Annotated in this window: 21 protein-coding genes; 9 read left to right on the top strand and 12 right to left on the bottom strand. The window is 50.6% G+C overall.

Features of this window, described 5'->3' with window-relative positions:
- Window positions 1-3 precede the first annotated feature (3 nt).
- The 3 genes from hslU to rraA all read left to right on the top strand — a co-directional run bounded on the left by hslU (window position 4) and on the right by rraA (window position 2,906).
- Window positions 4-1,335, top strand: coding sequence for an HslU--HslV peptidase ATPase subunit (gene hslU / locus SBG_RS18740; protein WP_001293333.1), 1,332 nt, complete (start codon window positions 4-6; stop codon window positions 1,333-1,335).
- Window positions 1,336-1,401: 66 nt separating this feature from the next.
- Window positions 1,402-2,328 carry a 1,4-dihydroxy-2-naphthoate polyprenyltransferase gene (menA, locus tag SBG_RS18735; protein ID WP_000139495.1) on the top strand — a complete coding sequence of 309 codons (927 nt, stop codon included), beginning with the start codon at window positions 1,402-1,404 and terminating at the stop codon, window positions 2,326-2,328.
- A 92-nt stretch (window positions 2,329-2,420) separates the two neighbouring features.
- Window positions 2,421-2,906: a ribonuclease E activity regulator RraA gene (gene rraA / locus SBG_RS18730; RefSeq protein WP_000872917.1), complete on the top strand. Its 486-nt coding sequence runs from the start codon at window positions 2,421-2,423 to the stop codon at window positions 2,904-2,906.
- 201 nt (window positions 2,907-3,107) lie between these two features.
- Here rraA and zapB read toward each other — a convergent pair whose 3' ends face one another.
- A complete protein-coding gene (gene zapB / locus SBG_RS18725) occupies window positions 3,108-3,347 on the bottom strand; it encodes a septal ring assembly protein ZapB (protein ID WP_000051364.1) in 240 nt (79 codons plus the stop codon).
- 398 nt (window positions 3,348-3,745) lie between these two features.
- Between zapB and SBG_RS18715 the strand changes: the two genes are divergently transcribed.
- Together SBG_RS18715 and glpK are read left to right on the top strand one after the other, a co-directional pair.
- A complete protein-coding gene (locus SBG_RS18715) occupies window positions 3,746-4,591 on the top strand; it encodes an MIP/aquaporin family protein (RefSeq protein ID WP_000084288.1) in 846 nt (281 codons plus the stop codon).
- Between the two features lie 20 nt (window positions 4,592-4,611).
- Window positions 4,612-6,120: a glycerol kinase GlpK gene (gene glpK / locus SBG_RS18710; RefSeq protein WP_000136773.1), complete on the top strand. Its 1,509-nt coding sequence runs from the start codon at window positions 4,612-4,614 to the stop codon at window positions 6,118-6,120.
- Window positions 6,121-6,165: 45 nt separating this feature from the next.
- Here glpK and SBG_RS23280 read toward each other — a convergent pair whose 3' ends face one another.
- From SBG_RS23280 to SBG_RS18700, 3 genes are read right to left on the bottom strand one after another with little or no spacing between them, the layout of a single operon-like run.
- On the bottom strand, window positions 6,166-6,795 hold the full coding sequence (locus SBG_RS23280) for a deaminase (RefSeq protein ID WP_052308280.1): 630 nt from the start codon (window positions 6,793-6,795) through the stop codon (window positions 6,166-6,168).
- Complete coding sequence (locus SBG_RS23275; protein ID WP_231845615.1) at window positions 6,765-7,736, bottom strand: hypothetical protein; 972 nt, start codon at window positions 7,734-7,736, stop codon at window positions 6,765-6,767. The genes SBG_RS23280 and SBG_RS23275 overlap by 31 nt, the downstream gene beginning before the upstream one ends.
- A 56-nt stretch (window positions 7,737-7,792) precedes the next feature.
- Window positions 7,793-7,978, bottom strand: coding sequence for a hypothetical protein (locus tag SBG_RS18700; protein WP_000237157.1), 186 nt, complete (start codon window positions 7,976-7,978; stop codon window positions 7,793-7,795).
- Window positions 7,979-8,188: 210 nt separating this feature from the next.
- On the opposite strand from SBG_RS18700, the gene glpX reads away from it, so the two are divergent.
- Together glpX and fpr are read left to right on the top strand one after the other, a co-directional pair.
- Window positions 8,189-9,199: a class II fructose-bisphosphatase gene (glpX, locus tag SBG_RS18695; protein ID WP_001250627.1), complete on the top strand. Its 1,011-nt coding sequence runs from the start codon at window positions 8,189-8,191 to the stop codon at window positions 9,197-9,199.
- Window positions 9,200-9,295: 96 nt separating this feature from the next.
- Window positions 9,296-10,042 (top strand): ferredoxin--NADP(+) reductase, encoded by a 747-nt coding sequence (gene fpr / locus SBG_RS18690; protein ID WP_000796288.1) that lies wholly within the window; start codon window positions 9,296-9,298, stop codon window positions 10,040-10,042.
- 102 nt (window positions 10,043-10,144) lie between these two features.
- Here the strand turns inward: fpr and SBG_RS18685 are convergent, their stop codons facing one another.
- Window positions 10,145-10,591, bottom strand: a complete 447-nt coding sequence (locus tag SBG_RS18685; protein WP_000155240.1) for a DUF805 domain-containing protein — start codon at window positions 10,589-10,591, stop codon at window positions 10,145-10,147.
- 100 nt (window positions 10,592-10,691) lie between these two features.
- Here SBG_RS18685 and SBG_RS18680 point away from each other — a divergent pair, with 100 nt between their 5' ends.
- Both SBG_RS18680 and tpiA read left to right on the top strand, forming a co-directional pair.
- Window positions 10,692-11,291: a YiiQ family protein gene (locus SBG_RS18680; RefSeq protein WP_000802236.1), complete on the top strand. Its 600-nt coding sequence runs from the start codon at window positions 10,692-10,694 to the stop codon at window positions 11,289-11,291.
- A 109-nt stretch (window positions 11,292-11,400) separates the two neighbouring features.
- Complete coding sequence (gene tpiA / locus SBG_RS18675; protein ID WP_001216334.1) at window positions 11,401-12,168, top strand: triose-phosphate isomerase; 768 nt, start codon at window positions 11,401-11,403, stop codon at window positions 12,166-12,168.
- Window positions 12,169-12,208: 40 nt separating this feature from the next.
- Here the strand turns inward: tpiA and SBG_RS18670 are convergent, their stop codons facing one another.
- The 7 genes from SBG_RS18670 to cpxP all read right to left on the bottom strand — a co-directional run bounded on the left by SBG_RS18670 (window position 12,209) and on the right by cpxP (window position 19,917).
- Window positions 12,209-13,681, bottom strand: coding sequence for a DASS family sodium-coupled anion symporter (locus SBG_RS18670; RefSeq protein WP_000375609.1), 1,473 nt, complete (start codon window positions 13,679-13,681; stop codon window positions 12,209-12,211).
- A 113-nt stretch (window positions 13,682-13,794) separates the two neighbouring features.
- On the bottom strand, window positions 13,795-15,099 hold the full coding sequence (locus SBG_RS18665; RefSeq protein ID WP_000061010.1) for an SLC13 family permease: 1,305 nt from the start codon (window positions 15,097-15,099) through the stop codon (window positions 13,795-13,797).
- A gap of 73 nt (window positions 15,100-15,172) precedes the next feature.
- Entirely contained in the window at window positions 15,173-15,922 is a 750-nt protein-coding gene (locus SBG_RS18660) for a CDP-diacylglycerol diphosphatase (protein ID WP_000750751.1), read from the bottom strand.
- 101 nt (window positions 15,923-16,023) lie between these two features.
- The gene (locus SBG_RS18655; RefSeq protein WP_000758705.1) at window positions 16,024-17,013 is read right to left on the bottom strand and encodes a sulfate ABC transporter substrate-binding protein; all 990 of its coding nucleotides are present in this window, start codon (window positions 17,011-17,013) and stop codon (window positions 16,024-16,026) included.
- Between the two features lie 206 nt (window positions 17,014-17,219).
- The gene (gene pfkA, locus SBG_RS18650) at window positions 17,220-18,182 is read right to left on the bottom strand and encodes a 6-phosphofructokinase (RefSeq protein ID WP_000591793.1); all 963 of its coding nucleotides are present in this window, start codon (window positions 18,180-18,182) and stop codon (window positions 17,220-17,222) included.
- A gap of 184 nt (window positions 18,183-18,366) precedes the next feature.
- Window positions 18,367-19,269, bottom strand: coding sequence for a CDF family cation-efflux transporter FieF (gene fieF / locus SBG_RS18645; protein WP_001077319.1), 903 nt, complete (start codon window positions 19,267-19,269; stop codon window positions 18,367-18,369).
- 147 nt (window positions 19,270-19,416) lie between these two features.
- Window positions 19,417-19,917, bottom strand: coding sequence for a cell-envelope stress modulator CpxP (cpxP, locus tag SBG_RS18640; RefSeq protein ID WP_001233472.1), 501 nt, complete (start codon window positions 19,915-19,917; stop codon window positions 19,417-19,419).
- Window positions 19,918-19,945: the final 28 nt, after the last annotated feature.

Raw genomic sequence — 19,945 nt, 5'->3', positions numbered from 1 at the left:
CTCATGTCTGAAATGACCCCACGCGAAATTGTCAGCGAACTGGACAAACACATTATCGGCCAGGATAACGCCAAGCGTTCCGTGGCAATTGCACTGCGTAACCGCTGGCGTCGTATGCAGCTTGACGAAGAGCTGCGCCACGAAGTGACCCCGAAAAATATTCTGATGATTGGCCCAACCGGCGTTGGTAAAACTGAAATTGCCCGCCGTCTGGCAAAACTCGCTAACGCGCCGTTCATCAAAGTCGAAGCCACCAAGTTCACCGAAGTGGGCTATGTGGGTAAAGAAGTGGATTCCATCATCCGCGATCTAACCGATGCCGCAGTGAAAATGGTTCGCGTACAGGCTATCGAGAAAAACCGCTATCGTGCGGAAGAACTGGCGGAAGAACGCATTCTCGATGTGCTGATCCCACCGGCAAAAAATAACTGGGGCCAAACCGAACAGCAGCAGGAGCCTTCTGCCGCCCGTCAAACGTTCCGCAAGAAACTGCGCGAAGGCCAGCTCGACGATAAAGAGATCGAGATTAACCTCGCCGCCGCGCCGATGGGCGTAGAGATTATGGCGCCTCCGGGCATGGAAGAGATGACCAGCCAGTTGCAGTCTATGTTCCAGAACCTGGGCGGCCAGAAACAGAAACCGCGTAAGTTAAAAATTAAAGACGCGATGAAACTGTTGGTTGAAGAAGAAGCGGCTAAGCTGGTCAACCCGGAAGAGTTGAAACAGGACGCTATTGACGCGGTTGAACAGCATGGCATCGTCTTTATCGATGAGATTGACAAAATTTGTAAGCGTGGCGAAACGTCTGGCCCGGATGTATCGCGTGAAGGTGTACAGCGCGACTTACTGCCGCTGGTAGAAGGCTGCACTGTCTCAACCAAACACGGTATGGTCAAAACGGATCATATTCTGTTTATCGCCTCTGGCGCGTTCCAGGTCGCGAAGCCATCAGATCTGATCCCGGAGCTGCAGGGTCGTCTGCCCATTCGCGTTGAACTTCAGGCATTGACCACCAGCGATTTCGAACGTATTTTGACCGAACCTAACGCGTCTGTCACCGTGCAGTACAAAGCGCTGATGGCAACCGAAGGCGTCAATATTGAGTTCACCGATTCCGGTATTAAACGCATCGCCGAAGCCGCCTGGCAGGTTAACGAAACTACCGAAAACATCGGCGCGCGTCGTCTGCACACCGTACTAGAGCGTTTGATGGAAGATATTTCCTATGACGCCAGCGATCTGCACGGCCAAAATATCACAATTGATGCGGAATATGTGAGCAAACATCTGGATGCGCTGGTCGCAGATGAAGATCTAAGCCGTTTTATCTTATAATCGCGTCCAATGCATTTTCATCACTGTTGATGGGGCTGAAAAGCCCCATTTTTATTGGCGCTAAATATGACTGAACAACAAATTAGCCGCACTCTGGCCTGGCTGGAAAGCTTACGACCCAAGACCTTACCCCTCGCCTTCGCGGCGATCATCGTCGGTACAGCTCTGGCCTGGTGGCAAGGCTACTTCGATCCTCTGGTCGCACTGCTGGCTCTTATCACCGCCGGACTACTGCAAATTTTATCCAACCTCGCCAACGATTACGGCGATGCCGTCAAAGGCAGCGACAAACCGGATCGCATCGGGCCGCTACGCGGGATGCAAAAAGGCGTTATCACCCAACAGGAGATGAAGCGGGCGTTAATCATTACCGTCGTGCTGATCTGTATCTCCGGGCTGGCGCTGGTGGCGGTGGCGTGCCATACGTTAACCGACTTTATTGGCTTTTTAGTTTTAGGCGGGCTGTCGATTATTGCCGCCATCACCTACACCGTGGGTAATCGGCCCTACGGCTATATCGGGTTGGGCGATATCTCTGTGCTGGTTTTTTTTGGCTGGCTGAGCGTTATGGGGAGCTGGTATCTCCAGGCGCACACGCTGATCCCGGATCTGATTCTCCCGGCCACCGCCTGTGGTTTACTGGCGACGGCCGTACTGAATATTAACAACCTGCGCGATATTAACAGCGACCGTGAAAATGGTAAAAATACGCTGGTGGTGCGCCTGGGCGATGTCAACGCGCGTCGCTATCATGCCTGCCTGTTGACAGGCGCCCTGCTCTGTCTGGCGCTATTTAATCTGATTTCGCTACACAGCCTGTGGGGATGGTTGTTTATTCTGGCCGCGCCGTTACTCATCAACCAGGCGCGCTATGTAATGCGCGAAAGGGAGCCTGCGGCAATGCGTCCGATGCTTGAACGTACCGTCAAAGGCGCACTGTTAACCAACCTGTTATTTGTGATTGGGATACTCTTAAGTCAGTGGACCGTTTAACTGACAAATATCAATTAACAATTGATGATTTTGCCAACAGTGTACTTAGCGCGATATACTAAAAATTCTCGCAGCAACTGAACGTTAAGCCTATGAAATACGATACTTCCGAGCTTTGTGACATCTATCAGGAAGATGTCAACGTCGTGGAACCGCTGTTCTCTAACTTTGGGGGACGGTCGTCGTTTGGCGGACAAATCATCACGGTAAAATGTTTCGAGGACAACGGGTTGCTGTACGATCTGCTCGAACAAAATGGCCGTGGTCGGGTTCTGCTGGTGGATGGCGGCGGTTCTGTCCGTCGTGCATTAGTCGACGCGGAGCTGGCGCGTCTGGCCGCGCAAAATGAATGGGAAGGGCTGGTCGTCTATGGCGCGGTGCGTCAGGTAGACGAGCTGGAAGAACTGGATATCGGCATTCAGGCAATCGCCGCCATTCCGGTTGGCGCCGCAGGTGAAGGCATTGGAGAAAGCGATATACGCGTTAATTTTGGCGGCGTAACGTTCTTCTCCGGCGATCATCTCTACGCCGACAATACCGGAATCATCCTCTCCGAAGACCCGCTCGATATCGAGTGATCAAAAAAGGCGCCATAAGGCGCCTTTTTTATGCGTTGTCGCTGATTGCCGGATGTCGGCTTACGCGCAGGGATGATTACGCGAAAGATTTCGTGTTGTAGCAAGGCGGCAAGCGAAGATATCCCCAGGAGCGTAGTGAACTACGTGACTGGGGTAACTGAGCGCAGCCAACGCAGCTACGGCACGAAAGATAAAGCGTAATCAGACTTCTTCCATACGACCAAGCAGCGCCTGCAGACGTTCCTGCCAGCCGCTCTGCTGTTCCTTCAGAGAATGATTTTCACGCTCCAGCTCTTCACGCTGGTGCTGTGCAGACTGTACTTCCTGCGCCAGACTGTTGTTCTTTTCTTTCAGCTCTTCAATTTCCATCTGTAACAGGGTGATGGTGTCAATCGCCTGCTGTACTTTTGCTTCCAGTTTCTCAAACACTTCTAAAGACATGATCTTACCTCTCCTGAATTGCAAGGCGACGCTTCACGTAAACGCGCACAATATATAGTGCCGATTGTATGAAGCCCCGCTCTCGCTGTCCAGCGACATACCGCGTATATCGCGGTTTGCAACAATTTTCATCCATCTCCTGGTAGCATTCATCCAATAACTTAAAAGTGTTAACATATTGGTTAATGAAATGATTCAACATCTATTCTTCTTCTGTCTCAAAACGCGCTTCATGGCGCGATAACGCTCATTTTATTGACACAGTACACACATTTTGATTTCGATATTTCTCGTTTTTGCTCGTTAACGATAAATTAACAGTGTGCCTACAGGGCATCGTGGATGTCCATGACCTCCTCGCATACCAATAATCATTACATACTCTTCAGGATCCGATTATGAGTCAAACATCAACCTTAAAAGGCCAGTGCATTGCTGAATTCCTCGGTACCGGGTTGTTGATTTTTTTCGGTGTGGGTTGTGTCGCTGCGCTTAAAGTCGCCGGAGCGACCTTTGGCCAGTGGGAAATCAGCGTCATCTGGGGTCTGGGAGTAGCGATGGCTATCTACCTGACGGCAGGTGTTTCTGGCGCACACCTGAACCCGGCAGTCACTATCGCGCTCTGGCTATTTGCCTGTTTCGAAAAACGTAAAGTTATTCCTTTTATTCTTTCTCAAGTTGCCGGCGCGTTTTGCGCAGCGGCGTTAGTTTACGGGCTTTATTACAATCTTTTCGTGGACTTCGAACAAACGCACCATATCGTACGTGGCAGCGTTGAAAGTCTTGATCTCGCTGGCATTTTCTCAACTTACCCGAATCCTCATATCAATTTTGTGCAGGCCTTCGCGGTTGAAATGGTGATTACCGCTATTCTGATGGGACTGATTCTGGCGCTGACTGACGACGGCAACGGTGTGCCGCGCGGCCCGCTGGCTCCGCTGTTGATTGGCTTGCTGATCGCCGTTATTGGCGCCTCTATGGGGCCGTTAACCGGTTTTGCGATGAATCCGGCGCGTGATTTTGGCCCAAAAATGTTCGCCGGGCTTGCCGGTTGGGGCGAGATTGCGTTTACCGGTGGAAAAGACATTCCTTATTTCCTGGTGCCGCTGTTTGGCCCCATCGTCGGCGCTATTCTGGGCGCATTTGCTTATCGCAAATTCATTGGTCGTCATTTGCCGTGCGATACCTGCGTCGTGGAAGAGAAGGATTCCACCGCTACCACACAACAAAATGCTTCGCTGTAATCTGATTACGGGACAAAATTATGACTGAAAAAAAATATATCGTTGCGCTCGACCAGGGCACTACCAGCTCCCGCGCGGTCGTTCTGGATCATGACGCGAATATCGTCAGCGTGTCGCAGCGTGAATTTGAGCAAATTTACCCTAAGCCAGGCTGGGTGGAACACGACCCGATGGAAATCTGGGCCTCCCAAAGCTCAACGCTGGTAGAAGTACTGGCTAAGGCCGATATCAGTTCCGATCAGATTGCCGCTATCGGCATCACTAACCAACGAGAAACCGCGATCGTCTGGGAACGTGAAACCGGCAAACCAATATACAACGCTATTGTCTGGCAGTGCCGCCGTACCGCCGATATTTGCGAACAGCTTAAACGCGATGGCCTGGAAGATTACATCCGCGACAACACCGGTCTGGTTGTCGACCCGTACTTCTCCGGCACTAAAGTGAAATGGATCCTTGATCATGTGGAAGGTTCGCGTGAACGCGCGAAGCGTGGCGAACTGCTGTTCGGTACGGTGGACACCTGGCTTATCTGGAAGATGACGCAGGGGCGCGTCCACGTCACCGATTATACCAACGCCTCACGAACCATGCTGTTCAACATTCACGATCTTGACTGGGACGACAAAATGCTGGACGTGCTGGATATCCCACGCGCGATGCTGCCCCAGGTACGTAAGTCCTCCGAAGTCTACGGCCAGACGAATATTGGCGGTAAAGGCGGAACACGTATTCCTATCGCCGGTATCGCCGGGGATCAGCAGGCGGCGCTATTCGGTCAGCTATGCGTGAAGGAAGGGATGGCGAAAAACACCTACGGCACTGGCTGCTTTATGCTGATGAACACCGGTGAGAAAGCGGTAAAATCGGAAAACGGCTTGTTGACTACCATCGCCTGCGGCCCGAGCGGCGAAGTCAACTATGCGCTGGAAGGCGCAGTGTTTATGGCGGGAGCGTCCATTCAATGGTTGCGTGACGAAATGAAGCTGATCAGCGACGCGTTCGACTCCGAATACTTCGCCACGAAAGTGAAAGATACCAACGGAGTGTACGTTGTCCCGGCCTTTACCGGCCTGGGCGCACCCTACTGGGACCCGTATGCCCGTGGCGCCATTTTTGGTCTGACCCGCGGCGTGAATTCTAATCACATTATCCGCGCGACGCTGGAATCCATTGCTTACCAGACCCGCGACGTACTGGAGGCAATGCAGGCTGACTCCGGTATTCGCCTGCACGCCCTGCGCGTGGACGGCGGCGCGGTCGCCAACAATTTCCTGATGCAGTTCCAGTCGGATATCCTCGGCGCTCGCGTAGAACGCCCGGAAGTACGTGAAGTCACGGCCCTGGGCGCCGCCTACCTGGCCGGTCTGGCAGTCGGCTACTGGCAGAATCTGGACGAATTGCAGGAAAAAGCCGTCATTGAGCGTGAATTCCGCCCCGGCATTGAAACTACCGAGCGTAACTACCGTTACAGCGGCTGGAAGAAAGCGGTTAAACGCGCGATGGCGTGGGAAGAGCACGACAAGTAATACTATCAGTCGGCCTATTTTATAGGCCGACTCTTAAAAATGGTATTAATCGCTTATTTTACTGGTATATATCTGCGTAATTTTATCTTCCATTTCCTGGTAGCTATCAATAAATTGATAATCCACATGGTTACTATATTTCGTAGCATAAGGATACGCATAACCTTGTGAATTTTTTCGATCTGACGTAGTAAAGAAAAACTTAGCATATCGGCGTGGTGATACTCCCTCAAACTGAATAAAATTCACTTTCTGGGTATCATTAATGTTTGTATCATTAATGGCATCGTCATGGAGATCTAAGGCAAGGCTTTTTTCATAAGGCTCTATATAGTAAACACTAACAATACCTGCAGCAACAATATGACGAGCACAATTATGGCAAGGATATGTAGTAGTGAACATAATCTTATTTTTAGTGGATGCCTCTCCTGTACGTGCTAACGTTGTAATGGCATCCATTTCAGCATGTATCGCTCTCGAATATTCAATTAAAGATTTTATTGGGGAGTTGCTATAAATATTAGATGCAAGTGTTTCTACAAAGTTAGTATCAACAAATATACTCCGAATAGCTTTTTCTAATAAAGGTTTTGATGAACTTTGCGTGAGCACATTATCTAAACTTAGATTAATTTGTTTAGTTATGCTATCTTTAATTTTAGCTTTATGCATGTCATTATAACATTTACCTCCCTTATGAATACATCTGAAGTCTTTATTTTCATCTTCAAATGTATACAGCCCTCCGCCAGGTTTCTTCCGGTTGATAAAATATTCCCTTCATGATCAACAATAGCCGCTCCAACCTGCCGAGACAAACATGCAGATTGAAGAGAAGCGCTAAAGGCATTGAACATACCTTTCTCATGCAGCGATGGGGTGAGTCCATTTTTTCCATGAATCAAGCCCAAAAACCGTTCTACTTTATTATTTAGCTGAGTTGAATGACTTTGATTATTTCTTATAAAGAAATCGGCATCAAGAATAGTTTTTTCAACTTGCTGCCCTTTGCTTCCGCCACTTTTACGATCTAAATGTATGAGTTCATCTATATGCTGAGGAGAAATCCCTTCATCTCTTAAGTTTCTTTTTCTTTCAGATTCGTTTCTTACAACTCCTATTAAATAGAAGTTATGTTGATAAACAAGTCTTAATAACTCAACTTCAGCAGGATTTTTTAATTGATCGATAATATACACAAACTTTTCATTAAAACGTGCTTCAGCATTTATCGAAGTTCTTGATTTTTGTTTTATTTCAGCAATACTGGCAATAGCGGCCTCAGCCATAATCTGAGGGCCATAAGTTTGCCTTAGGGTATTACCTTGATTTTGCTTTTCTATATATCGGTTATAGGGATCAGTATTTACAGAGGTTTTTTTAACTTTATCCATTAAAGAACTTATGTGAATATGATGAACCTTATAACCAAGATTTTCAAGATTATTTTCAAATGCTAATCTAATTGCTTTTATTCCAGATCCAATTGGCCCACAGAAAGCCAAAATCAATTCTTTTGATTGCCTGTTTTTTATAATTTCAATTGAATTTTGGGAGGAGGAATCTTGGTCAGAAGAAACAGGAGGAAGTTTTTGTGCAGTATTAGTTCCCATTTAAATGCTCACAATCTACAGTTGAGAGCACTCAATATAGAATACTTAACTATTGATCACCACTTCAGTGCTTTTGCCCTGGCAAGAATAGCAGCAATAGCTTGATCATCATCAACATTTTCAATGCTTTTCTTGGGCGTAAAAGTGAGAACCATAGCGCTTTCGTTATCAGCATTACTCTCGTTAGAGCGATCGCCCGCCGGAGCTGTATCTCTACGATGTTCATCTAATGTTATAACCATAAGCTTTTCCCTTCGTTAACCCGCATGTATTCTACGCATACCCTGCTTTGCGTCAATATCAAAAAATAGCAATATTAGAACAATAGCCTATAATTTTTTAAATTCAATAGCTTACATTAAGCTATTGAATTTTAATAAAAATACTATATTAAAGAGTTCTACTTATTACATGCTACACTGCGCACCATTCCTTTCTGCTACGAGTTTGTTATGAGACGAGAACTTGCCATCGAATTTTCCCGCGTGACCGAAGCGGCAGCGCTGGCTGGCTACAAATGGCTGGGAAGAGGCGATAAGAATACGGCTGACGGCGCGGCGGTCAACGCCATGCGTATCATGCTCAACCAGGTCAACATTGACGGCACTATCGTCATTGGCGAAGGCGAAATCGACGAAGCCCCCATGCTCTATATCGGCGAGAACGTCGGTACAGGCCACGGCGATGCGGTAGATATCGCCGTCGATCCGATCGAAGGTACGCGCATGACGGCAATGGGCCAGGCCAATGCGCTGGCGGTATTGGCTGTCGGCGATAAAGGCTGCTTCCTGAATGCGCCCGATATGTATATGGAAAAGCTGATCGTCGGCCCGGGCGCCAAAGGAGCAATTGATCTCAATCTGCCACTGGCGGATAACCTGCGTAATATTGCGAATGCGCTGGGTAAACCGCTTCGCGATCTGACCGTGACTATCCTGGCGAAACCGCGTCATGACGATGTTATCGCAGAGATGGCGAATCTGGGCGTGCGTGTATTCGCCATTCCTGACGGCGACGTCGCGGCCTCAATTCTGACCTGTATGCCGGATAGCGAAGTCGATGTGCTGTACGGAATAGGCGGCGCGCCGGAGGGAGTCGTGTCCGCAGCGGTGATCCGCGCGCTGGACGGCGACATGCAGGGACGTCTGCTGGCGCGTCATGACGTGAAAGGCGACAGCGAAGAAAACCGGCGTATTGGCGAACAGGAACTGTCGCGCTGCAAAACGATGGGTATTGAAGCGGGCAAAGCGCTGCGTCTGGACGAAATGGCACGCAGCGATAACGTTATTTTCTCCGCGACCGGCATCACGAAAGGCGATCTGCTGGAAGGAATTAGCCGTAAAGGCAATATTGCCACCACAGAAACGCTGCTGATCCGCGGTAAATCACGCACGATCCGGCGCATTCAGTCTATTCACTATCTTGATCGCAAAGATCCAGAAGTGCAGGCGCATATCCTCTAGCGCATTTGTTAGTTAGAGCCTTCCGGCCCTGCGGGGCTGGAAATCTTTCTCCTGACGAACGAAGATAAGGGTAGCGATTCAGAACAGGAGAAAACCATGGCCGATTGGGTAACAGGTAAAGTCACTAAGGTGCAAAACTGGACTGACGCACTGTTCAGCCTGACCGTTCACGCCCCCATTAATCCTTTTACTGCAGGCCAATTTACCAAACTCGGACTGGAGATCGATGGCGAACGCATTCAGCGCGCGTATTCCTATGTGAATGCGCCTGACAATCCTGATTTAGAGTTTTATCTGGTTACGGTTCCGGAAGGCAAACTCAGCCCGCGACTGGCGGCGCTAAAACCCGGCGACGAAGTACAAGTGGTCAGCGACGCGTCCGGTTTCTTTGTTCTGGATGAAGTGCCTGACTGCGATACGCTATGGATGCTGGCGACCGGCACCGCTATCGGCCCGTATTTATCGATCCTGCAATATGGCCAGGATTTAGCGCGCTTTAACAATCTGGTTTTAGTCCACGCCGCGCGCTACGCCGCCGATTTAAGCTATCTGCCGCTGATGCTGGAGCTACAAAAGCGTTATGAAGGCAAGTTGCGCATACAAACAGTTGTCAGCCGGGAAAACGTGCCAGGATCGCTTACCGGACGCGTGCCTGCACTCATTGAAAACGGCGATCTGGAAAAAGCCGTTGGCCTGCCGATGGATAAAGAGACCAGCCACGTCATGTTGTGCGGAAACCCGCAGATGGTGCGCGACACGCAGCAACTGCTGAAAGAGACCCGCCAGATGACCAAACATCTGCGCCGCCGGCCAGGGCATATGACGGCTGAACATTACTGGTGATGTTTTGCCGGATGGCGCTTCGCCTTATCCGGCTTACACATCGGCACGACTCCGTAGACCCGGTAAGCGCCCGCGCCACCGGGCAATTTACCGCATGGAAGGTTACGGTTTACCGCCCGTTTGCGTTTCTGCTTTAAACTTCACGTCCTGCGTCGTTTTACCAAACTTATTTTCACCCTGAACACCGACAAACGCGCCTAAATCAATAAGCATCATTACCAGGATCAGAGTCGGAATAAACCGCCCGACGACCCACTGCCACATACCTGGCAGCATGACCCAGTTCCCGGCCAACAACATCCACGCCAGTATCATTAGCAACGCCCACGCGCCGGAGCGTCCCCGGTCATGCAGACGTTTAACCATAACGGCGGCTGTCGGCCACAGCAGACACACCAGACAAAATGCCGCCGTCTGAATATCAAGCAGATTTTTTCCTGCCAACGAAAACAGCGCCAACATTCCGGCAAACCAGAGGCCAATCCAAATCCAGAAATCCCGGCGTCCGATACGCCCTTTAAATGAGAATAACCATTGCTGTATGGTCATGTAAGTTCCTTATATTTTACCTTCCGCTACAGTTTACCCTTTTGACAAGGCCGACAGTTATCGTTTTAATCGTGAGCAGTCCTAACGAAAGGTAAGATTGATGAAGCCTGGATGTACTCTGTTTTTATTGTTGTTTTCTGCCTTCACCGCCAGTATAACGGCGCGTGCGCAGCTCTCTTCATCGACCACGACGGCACCCTATTTGCTGGCGGGTTCGCCTACCTTTGATCTCTCTATTAGCCAATTTCGTGAAAACTTTAACCGTCAGAATCCCGATCTGCCACTCAATGAGTTTCGCGCCATTGAGAATAGTCGCGACAAGGCGAGTCTGACTCGCGCCGCCAGTAAGATTAACGAAAATTTGTATGCCTCCACGGCGCTGGAGCGCGGTACGCTCAAAGTAAAAAGTATGCAGATTACCTGGCTGCCGATTCAGGGACCGGAGCAGAAAGCGGCGAAGGCGAAAGCGCTGGAATATATGGCCGCTATCATCCGCACCGTTGCACCGTTGCTGACAAAAGAACAAAGCCAGAAAAAATTGCAAAAGCTGCTTATCGCCGGTAAAGGCAAACACTACTACGCCGAGACCGAAGGCGCGGTACGTTATGTTGTCGCTGATAACGGTGAAAAGGGGCTGACCTTCGCAGTTGAACCGATTAAGCTAGCGCTATCCGCCAACCTAGAAGAAACCAATAAATGACAAAAAGCAAAGCCTTTCCAGGGATGAATCTCTATACTGTTTCACAGACCATGCTGCTCTGAAGAGCGGCCATCTTCCTTAATTCGCTGATAAAGCGTGGAGAATTAAAATGCGACATCCTTTAGTGATGGGTAACTGGAAACTGAACGGCAGCCGCCACATGGTAAATGAACTGGTGGCTAACCTGCGTAAAGAACTGGCGGGCGTCGCAGGCTGCGACGTGGCAATCGCTCCGCCGGAAATGTATATCGACCTGGCGAAACGTGCTGCTGCCGGTAGCCACATCATGCTGGGCGCGCAGAACGTTGATCTGAACCTGTCTGGCGCATTCACCGGTGAAACCTCGGCTGAAATGCTGAAGGATATCGGCGCGCAGTACATCATCATCGGCCACTCCGAGCGCCGTACTTACCATAAAGAATCAGACGAACTGATCGCGAAAAAATTTGCGATCCTGAAAGAACAGGGTCTGACGCCAGTACTGTGCATCGGTGAAACTGAAGCGGAAAACGAAGCAGGCAAAACAGAAGAAGTTTGTGCACGCCAGATCGACGCGGTGCTGAAGACTCAGGGCGCAGCAGCATTTGAAGGCGCGGTTATCGCTTACGAACCCGTTTGGGCAATTGGTACTGGCAAATCTGCGACCCCGGCCCAGGCTCAGGCGGTACATAAATTCATCCGTGATCACATTGCCAAAGCCGACGCTAAAATCGCTGAGCAGGTCATTATCCAGTACGGTGGTTCCGTAAATGCCTCCAACGCGGCCGAACTGTTCGCACAGCCGGACATCGACGGCGCGCTGGTAGGCGGCGCATCGCTGAAAGCTGACGCCTTTGCTGTCATCGTGAAAGCAGCCGAAGCCGCTAAACAGGCTTAAATGGCGTGGAAGGGGGATATCTCCCCCTTCTCATTGCGCGTTACCAGTATCCTAACCAGTGCCACCAGAAGGCACCCGTTACACCCCAGATAGTCAGGTTAACCACACTCATCACCAGCCCCGTTTTCCACCATTCCGCCAGCGTAACATAGCCAGAACCAAAGATGATGGGCGCGGTTCCCGTACCGTAGTGGGTGAGCGACATCATCAAAGAAGAAGAAAAACCGAGCATCAGCCCAAGCAGCGCCGGCGGCGCGCCGAGGCCCAATCCCGCAGCAAAGAACGCCGCAAACATTGCCGTAATATGCGCCGTGGTGCTGGCGAAAAAGTAGTGCGAATAAACGTAAAGCAGGATCAGTAGTAGCGTCGCGATACTCCAGTGAACGCCGAGATGGTTGATTGCACTACCGACGCTGGTCGCCAGCCAACCGACCAGCCCCAGCTTACTGAGAAAATCCGCCATCATTACCAGTGCGGCGAACCAAACGATGGTATCCCATGCTCCGCGGCACTTCAGAATATCGTCCCAGCTTAACACTCCTGTCAGCAACAGAATCGATAAGCCAATTAACGCGGCGCTGGTAGGATTGACAATCCAGCCGCTTCCCATAAGCATCGCAGGAACGCCAGCCCACAGACAAAGCAACAAAATGAAAACCGCGAGGGTGATTTTCTCTGCCAGCGAGAGAGGCCCAAGGGCATTGAGCTTTTGTCGGGCGAACTGCGGCGCATCCGGCGTACGCGTAACGGCAGGAGGATAGAGCCACCAGATAACGATGGGCATTACGACCAGTGATACCACTGCGGGAAGGAGCGCGGCGATAGCCCACATTCCCCAGGTCATAGTCAGAACGCCATCCGTCCCTTTGGTCAGGAAGCTGACAATTAACGGGTTAGGCGCGGTTGCGGTGATAAACATCGCCGAACTGATCGGATTAATGTTGTAATTCACCAACGCGAGATAACGGCCCGTTGCGCCATTCTCGCGATTTCCTGGCTGAGAGCCAAGACTCTCCGCAATTGCCCGCATTACCGGGTGAATAATGCCGCCGCCGCGCGCCGTATTACTCGGCGTCACAGGTGCAATCAGCGTTTCCGCCAGCGTTAATGCCCAGGCGATCCCCAGCGTTCTTTTACCAAACAGCGCAATAAACCCATAGCCAATACGCGCCCCCAGTCCCGTTTTCAACAAACTTTGTGACAGCATGATGGATAAGCCAATCAGCCAGATAAGCTGGTTAGAAAAGCCGCTCAACGCATCGTTCAGCGCCGCTGAAGGTTTGCCAGGATGGGTAACGCCGGTCATTGCCACCAGCATAATCGCCACAATCGCGATAGCGCCAATCGGCATGGCTTTACCGATAATCGCTGCGATAGTGCCGATAAACAGTGCCAGCAGATGCCACGCCTGTGGAGTCACATCCGCAGGACAAGGAATAACAAACCAGATAGTCAGCGTAATCACCAGCGAAATGATGGCAGGCCAACAGCGGATGGGGGTCAATCGGTCCATGGATCTATCCTTGAGTTTCCTGTGCGCAAATCAGCGCTCCATTATTAACGGCCATCGGCATACAGAAAACAATTTACCATCTCACAAAACAAAAAATTAACAGTCTGTTAAAGCTATAATTTCCCCAGAACTCGAAACCAGGCGTAATCCAGTGGTAGCAGTATCAGATACGTTACCGCCGCCAGCGCCAGACACAGCAACATTCCCGCCTTTGTCGGCACCTTTCCTAACGCCATCGCAACGACAATCGGCGACGCCTGATACGGTAATAGCGGCGTGGAATAACCCAACACCTGAATCATAATGACCGATAACAGTGGAAAACCGCTAGCATCCGCAAAACTTTCCGCCAGTGTCGTATAGAGCGCCGGTACGCCGTTAGCGGTCATAATAAAATTCAGCGCCGTCGTGATACCCGTGAGCGCAAGGAAACTGGTAAACGGTTTTTGCGTATCTAATGGCATAACGCGCAGTAATGTTTCCCCCACTGCATTACCAATACCGGTTTGCGTTACGGTGAGCGCCAGCCCCAGAATCCCGGCGACATAAATACAGGCGCGAATATTAATACCACTGGCAAACTCATCCCCGCTGATAAAACCTACTCGCGGCAACATCGTCACTACCGCTGCCGCCAGACCGATCCAGGCCGGGCCAATACCGTGCCAGCTTTCCGTTACCCACATCGTCAACACCACCGCCAACATCCACGCCAGCCGCTTTTCATTGCGGCTCATTGGCGCAGGCGGTTCTACCTCATGCGGCGCATGGGGCGCACCGGGAAATAACCAGCAAATCAGGGCGATTAATACGATGCCTTTTAACCATCCCAGTACCGGCGTATGCAGCAGTAAGTACGGCACATAGTTCAGGTGGATGCCATAAGATCCTTCTGCCGCGCCGCTCATCACCAGGTTGGGCACGTTCGCAGGCAAAATGGTGGCGGAAAGCTGGAAGGTACCAAACCCGACAGCCAACGCCAACCCATACCAGGCGCGGGTGCCATCCGCTATTCCGGCGCGTTTCGCCATCGCCGCGACAATCGGCATTAGCAGAGCAATACGCCCCATATTTGAGGGCATCACAAACGCCAGAGCATAGCTAAGCAACACTACACAGCTAACCATCAGAGGCCAGGAGTCCGTTAATTTAGCCGATAACGCGCGCGCCGCTCTGTCCGCAAGCCCGGTTTTACGAATCGCGATCCCCAGCACGAATCCGCTGAATACCAGCCAGAAAGCTGAAGAAGCAAAACCGCCGAAGATCGTTTCCGGCGGCGCAATTTTCGCCGCCATCGCTATGGTAAAAAAGAGCAGCGCGGTTATAAATTCCGGCAACAATGAAGTGGCCCAAAGCAGGATAGTAATGCCGACAACCAGTGAAGGAAGAAACAGAGGGTGCGAAAGCCAGAGCGACATGCCTGTCTCCTGTTGTTTTTTTCAACAAGAATACGGGGACAGGCACGTAGAGTAAACGCCAGAATCGCCAGGGTTACTTCAGGATTTCACACTGGTGGTCCTGGATTTCCTCAGCAGAGGCACGATTGAACGTCAGTAAATTACGCTGTGTCGCCAGCAGGACAAAAGAGCCATCGCTTTGGCGTACAACTGCCAGCGCATAGCGTCCCATATGATCGCGTGCTTCCGGCACCTCCTCCGCCAGCATGATAAACGGGCTACGCTGCGCCAGTTCGTTTTCGGTTACCCGACGAGCCAGGTATTCATGTCCCATCAGGCCGCCTGGCAGCGGGAGCCAGCGGGTACTAATAAGAGTGAAGTCGTTATCTAACTGTTCCCGAACGTCAGGACGGATGCAGGAAATATGAATATGGAGATGGTCCTGTGAACGGCCAAGACGCGAGTTAATGGTTAGCGAGACCACACTATCAGGAATGTCATGTCCGTATTTTTCACTCATATAGCCGCGAGCCTGCCAGGCCAGCCAGAAAAAGTTGGGTGTGGAAGATTCTAGCAATAACGGACTTTCTGTACCGTTGATACGGTAGGTGGGCATCAATAAATATTGCAGCGGTCCGTGACGATCTTTAAAGACAACATACCCGGCGCGAGGTTTAACTTCCGCACACGGCGCCGGATTTTGATGCTGTAACTGATCGGGCAGACACTGTTCCAGAACAATTTCCCGTAATGCATCAGGATTGCCGGAAAATTTCCAGTAACCGACGCCCGCTGCGACGGCAATGACCACCGCCGCCAGTAAAAAGTAGCCTGTCTTTTTCATGTTATGCGTTCCCCCGTGTCTCATAGACGGGAAAGAGTAACGCAAAACAATTACAAAGAAAAAACCCGGCAATATAATATGTTACCGGGTTTATAAACGGTTTAGCGTTTGCTGATTTGGTCGAACGTACCGCCATTAGCAAAGTGGTCTTTTTGCGCCTTTGCCCACCCGCCGAACACCTCGTCAATGGTGAATAGCTTCAGCTTCGGAAACGCATCGTCGTACTTTTTTGCCACGTCAGCGTCGCGTGGACGATAGTAATTTTTTGCCGCAATCGTCTGGCCCTCCGGCGAATACAGGTATTTGAGATACGCCTCCGCCACCGCTTTTGTCCCTTTCTTCTCAACGACTTTATCCACTACGGAAACCGTCGGTTCCGCCAGAATAGATTCGCCCGGCGTGATAATCTCGAACTGATCTTTACCCAGCTCGTGGGTCGCCAGCAACGCCTCGTTCTCCCAGGCGATTAATACATCGCCGATGCCGCGCTCAACAAAGGTATTGGTTGAGCCGCGCGCGCCGGAATCCAGCACCTCGACGTTCTTATATAACGCTTTCACAAAATCCTGCGCTTTCGCCTGGTCGTTATTATTATGATGCAGGGCATAACCCCACGCCGCCAGATAATTCCATCGTGCGCCGCCAGAACTTTTGGGGTTTGGGGTAATGACCGATATCCCAGGTTTAATCAGATCGTTCCAGTCGTGAATTTGTTTTGGATTCCCCTTGCGCACGAGGAAGACAATGGTGGACGTATACGGCGCAGAATTGTCCGGCAAACGTGTGATCCAGGATTTATCAATGCGCCCGCGTTCTGCAATAGCATCCACATCCCAGGCCAGCGCCAGCGTAACGACATCCGCCTCAATACCATTGATAACCGACGTGGCTTGTTTGCCAGATCCGCCGTGCGACTGGCGGATAATCACATTATCGCCGGTCTTCTGTTTCCAGTAGGCGCTAAACGCCTTGTTGTACTGCTCATATAATTCGCGCGTTGGATCGTAAGACACGTTAAGGAGTTGAATATCCGCTGCCAGAATGCTGGCCGATGCCAGCAATAAGGTAAATCCCACGCCCCACTTTTTCATTACCCGACTCACTTATGTTGTGTTGTGATGAGCAAAGCGTGCCAGAAAGGTATCCAAACATTAAAGAATAAAAAAAGATTGGCTATAACAGTGGGGAATATATAAAAGTGGTTTTTTGCCGGATGGCGGCTTACGTTTTATCCGGCCTACACTCATATTGCAGGCCTGATAAACGCAGCGCCATCAGCAGGTTACATTGCCAAAAATCAATACAGTTTTTTAGCGCATTCCATCCAGTCGCTTTTGAACGGGCGCTTCATATTTTCAATCGCATCGATGATATCATGGTGAACAAGTTGCTCGTTTTGAATACCGACACAACGGCCGCCGTGGCCTTCCAGTAGCAGGTCAATAGCATAAGCGCCCATGCGGGAGGCAAGGATACGGTCGTAAGGCACCGGAGAACCACCGCGCTGGATGTGACCCAGCACTGTCGCACGCGTTTCACGGCCTGTTTCTTTTTCAATAAAGTGCGCCAGCTCGTCAACATCGCACATATGCTCAGTAATAGCGACGATAGCGTGTTTCTTCCCTTTCGCGATTCCGGCTTTGATTTCCGCCACCAGATCCTCACGATTAAATTCAACTTCCGGCACCACGATAAACTCACAGCCGCCGGCAATAGCCGCCGCCAGAGTCAGGTCGCCGCAATAGCGCCCCATCACTTCAACGATAGAAATACGCTGGTGAGAGGAAGATGTATCACGCAAACGGTCAATCGCTTCCACCACGGTGCCCAGCGCGGTGAAATAACCGATAGTGTAATCGGTGCCTTTGATATCATTATCGATAGTGCCCGGTAGACCAATGCACGGAAAGCCCATTTCAGTCAGGCGTTTTGCCCCCATGTAAGAGCCGTCACCGCCAATCACAACCAGTGCATCGATGCCGCGTTTTTTCAGATTTTCAATCGCGACAGCGCGAATATTTTCGTCACGGAATTCCGGGAAACGAGCGGAGCCGAGGAATGTACCGCCGCGGTTGATCATGTCAGATACGCTATAACGGTCAAGCTGAACCATACGATCTTCATACAGGCCAAGATAGCCGTCATAAATACCCATGACTTCCAGCCCTTCCGTCAACGCTGCGCGCACAACACCGCGGATTGCCGCGTTCATGCCCGGCGCATCACCGCCGCTTGTCAACACACCGATTTTCTTAATCATGACTACCTCTGAACTTTGGAATGCAAAATGAAATCTATTGCCGGAAGCGGATTTCGCACTTCGAAACGATCCAACGAATATGCAGATAGTATAACAATCCCTTCCAGCTGAATTGATTCAGGTCAGGCCAAATGGCGGTAATTTATACACAAAATGCTGGCCCGGCTCACTTTTTAACAATCAATTATACAAGCTCGAACTTCTTGCCTTCCCTGGGGACGACTGAACAGGGATCCTGATGAATAATGACATCTGAACCCGGAAAACGTCGCAAAATCGCCTGCTCTACCTGTTCAGCCACTAAATGCGCCTGAACGAGCGGCAGATTATCTTCCATTTCCAAATGAATCTGAATAAAGCGGGTCGGCCCTGACTGCCGCGTGCGAAGATCGTGCGCGCCGCTAACCCCCGGCCATGACGTCACGATATCAATAATTTCCTGTCGTTCCGCATCAGGCAAAGCGCGATCCAATAATGACTGTACCGCCTCATATCCCATACGTAACGCGCTATTCAAAATATAGATACCGATACCTAACGCAAACAGGGCATCCGCACGATGCCAGCCGTACCAGGATAACCCGAGCGCGATAAGAATCGCTCCGTTCATCATAACATCAGACTGATAATGAAGCATATCCGCCCGTACCGCCTGACTTTGGGTCTTGCGTACCACCCAGCGCTGAAACGTGACCAGTATGATAGTGCATATCAGAGCGATGACGGTAACGCCAATCCCGACGCCGGGATCGTTCATTGGCGTTGGCTTAATCAAGTTCTGGATACTGGTTAAAAACAGAAACAGCGCCGAACCGGAAATAAACATACTTTGCGCCAGCGCCGCCAGCGACTCTGCTTTACCGTGGCCAAATGTGTGCTCATCGTCTGCTGGCTGCAACGAATAACGCACAACCAACAAGTTCGTCAAAGACGCGGCTATATCCACCAGCGAATCCACCAACGCTGCCAGAATACTCACCGACCCGGTATACCACCATGCAAAAATTTTGATCAAAAGTAACGCTGATGCCATCGCTGTTGCCGCGATAGCCGCCCGGCTGACCAGCCGTCCATAGGTTTGATTCATAAACACTCCCGCTATCTTCTGCGGGTAGTATAACGGATGGTTTAAAACAGTAAGGTAATAACAGAATGACAAATTCGGGATAAAAAAAACCCCCACATCATGTGGGGGAAGACAGGGATGGTGTCTATGGCAAGGAAAACAGGGTTGTTACTGGGAACGTGAGTTGCTACTACTCAATAATTTCAACGATGAACTTTTTTGCCATTGCGCCACGTCGCGCAGTTGCTCCATTCGTTGCTGATGCTTTTCATTCAAAACCGCTTGCTGCTCCGGCGTTAACAGGCGATACATCTGGTTACGAACACGGGCCATTTCGACCTGGCGGGCAACCTGTTCTTGCGCCATTTTTTCTGCCTGGGCGCGCACAGCGCTTTCATCAAATTTTTCTGCGGTGACAAGCCGATGCATTGTCTCCATTTCGCTAACATTAACAGGAGGCTGTTCGTGTCTTGCCTGCTGCATAAGATCTCGCATCTGTTGACGCTGATGTTCGGTTAAACTTATGCCGTCAAACATATGATTCTGCGCGCTACGCTGTATGCTCCCTTCACCAGAAGGCCAGTTATCGCTTGTAACGACTTCAGCAGCGTGGCTTAAAGAACTGAGTGCCAGCGTTGAGGCCATAACGGCAGCGGTAACTTTGCGCATCGCTTGCTCCCAAAATCTTTTCTGTCGC

It is taken from the genome of Salmonella bongori NCTC 12419, assembly GCF_000252995.1.
GTDB lineage: Bacteria > Pseudomonadota > Gammaproteobacteria > Enterobacterales > Enterobacteriaceae > Salmonella > Salmonella bongori.
Note: the sequence above shows the minus strand (reverse complement) of the source record. Positions and strands in the feature narration are given on the sequence as shown.

Bases quoted from the DNA above. Each gene is read 5' to 3' on its own strand.
- SBG_RS18700 (WP_000237157.1), bottom strand. From the start codon at position 7,978: ATGGTTATAACATTAGATGAACATCGTAGAGATACAGCTCCGGCGGGC.
- rraA (WP_000872917.1), top strand. From the start codon at position 2,421: ATGAAATACGATACTTCCGAGCTTTGTGACATCTATCAGGAAGATGTC.
- zapB (WP_000051364.1), bottom strand. From the start codon at position 3,347: ATGTCTTTAGAAGTGTTTGAGAAACTGGAAGCAAAAGTACAGCAGGCG.
- menA (WP_000139495.1), top strand. From the start codon at position 1,402: ATGACTGAACAACAAATTAGCCGCACTCTGGCCTGGCTGGAAAGCTTA.
- hslU (WP_001293333.1), top strand. From the start codon at position 4: ATGTCTGAAATGACCCCACGCGAAATTGTCAGCGAACTGGACAAACAC.
- SBG_RS18655 (WP_000758705.1), bottom strand. From the start codon at position 17,013: ATGAAAAAGTGGGGCGTGGGATTTACCTTATTGCTGGCATCGGCCAGC.
- SBG_RS18685 (WP_000155240.1), bottom strand. From the start codon at position 10,591: ATGACCATACAGCAATGGTTATTCTCATTTAAAGGGCGTATCGGACGC.
- SBG_RS23280 (WP_052308280.1), bottom strand. From the start codon at position 6,795: ATGCATAAAGCTAAAATTAAAGATAGCATAACTAAACAAATTAATCTA.
- SBG_RS18670 (WP_000375609.1), bottom strand. From the start codon at position 13,681: ATGGACCGATTGACCCCCATCCGCTGTTGGCCTGCCATCATTTCGCTG.
- cpxP (WP_001233472.1), bottom strand. From the start codon at position 19,917: ATGCGCAAAGTTACCGCTGCCGTTATGGCCTCAACGCTGGCACTCAGT.
- SBG_RS23275 (WP_231845615.1), bottom strand. From the start codon at position 7,736: ATGGGAACTAATACTGCACAAAAACTTCCTCCTGTTTCTTCTGACCAA.
- SBG_RS18715 (WP_000084288.1), top strand. From the start codon at position 3,746: ATGAGTCAAACATCAACCTTAAAAGGCCAGTGCATTGCTGAATTCCTC.
- SBG_RS18660 (WP_000750751.1), bottom strand. From the start codon at position 15,922: ATGAAAAAGACAGGCTACTTTTTACTGGCGGCGGTGGTCATTGCCGTC.
- tpiA (WP_001216334.1), top strand. From the start codon at position 11,401: ATGCGACATCCTTTAGTGATGGGTAACTGGAAACTGAACGGCAGCCGC.
- glpK (WP_000136773.1), top strand. From the start codon at position 4,612: ATGACTGAAAAAAAATATATCGTTGCGCTCGACCAGGGCACTACCAGC.
- glpX (WP_001250627.1), top strand. From the start codon at position 8,189: ATGAGACGAGAACTTGCCATCGAATTTTCCCGCGTGACCGAAGCGGCA.
- fieF (WP_001077319.1), bottom strand. From the start codon at position 19,269: ATGAATCAAACCTATGGACGGCTGGTCAGCCGGGCGGCTATCGCGGCA.
- SBG_RS18665 (WP_000061010.1), bottom strand. From the start codon at position 15,099: ATGTCGCTCTGGCTTTCGCACCCTCTGTTTCTTCCTTCACTGGTTGTC.
- pfkA (WP_000591793.1), bottom strand. From the start codon at position 18,182: ATGATTAAGAAAATCGGTGTGTTGACAAGCGGCGGTGATGCGCCGGGC.
- SBG_RS18680 (WP_000802236.1), top strand. From the start codon at position 10,692: ATGAAGCCTGGATGTACTCTGTTTTTATTGTTGTTTTCTGCCTTCACC.
- fpr (WP_000796288.1), top strand. From the start codon at position 9,296: ATGGCCGATTGGGTAACAGGTAAAGTCACTAAGGTGCAAAACTGGACT.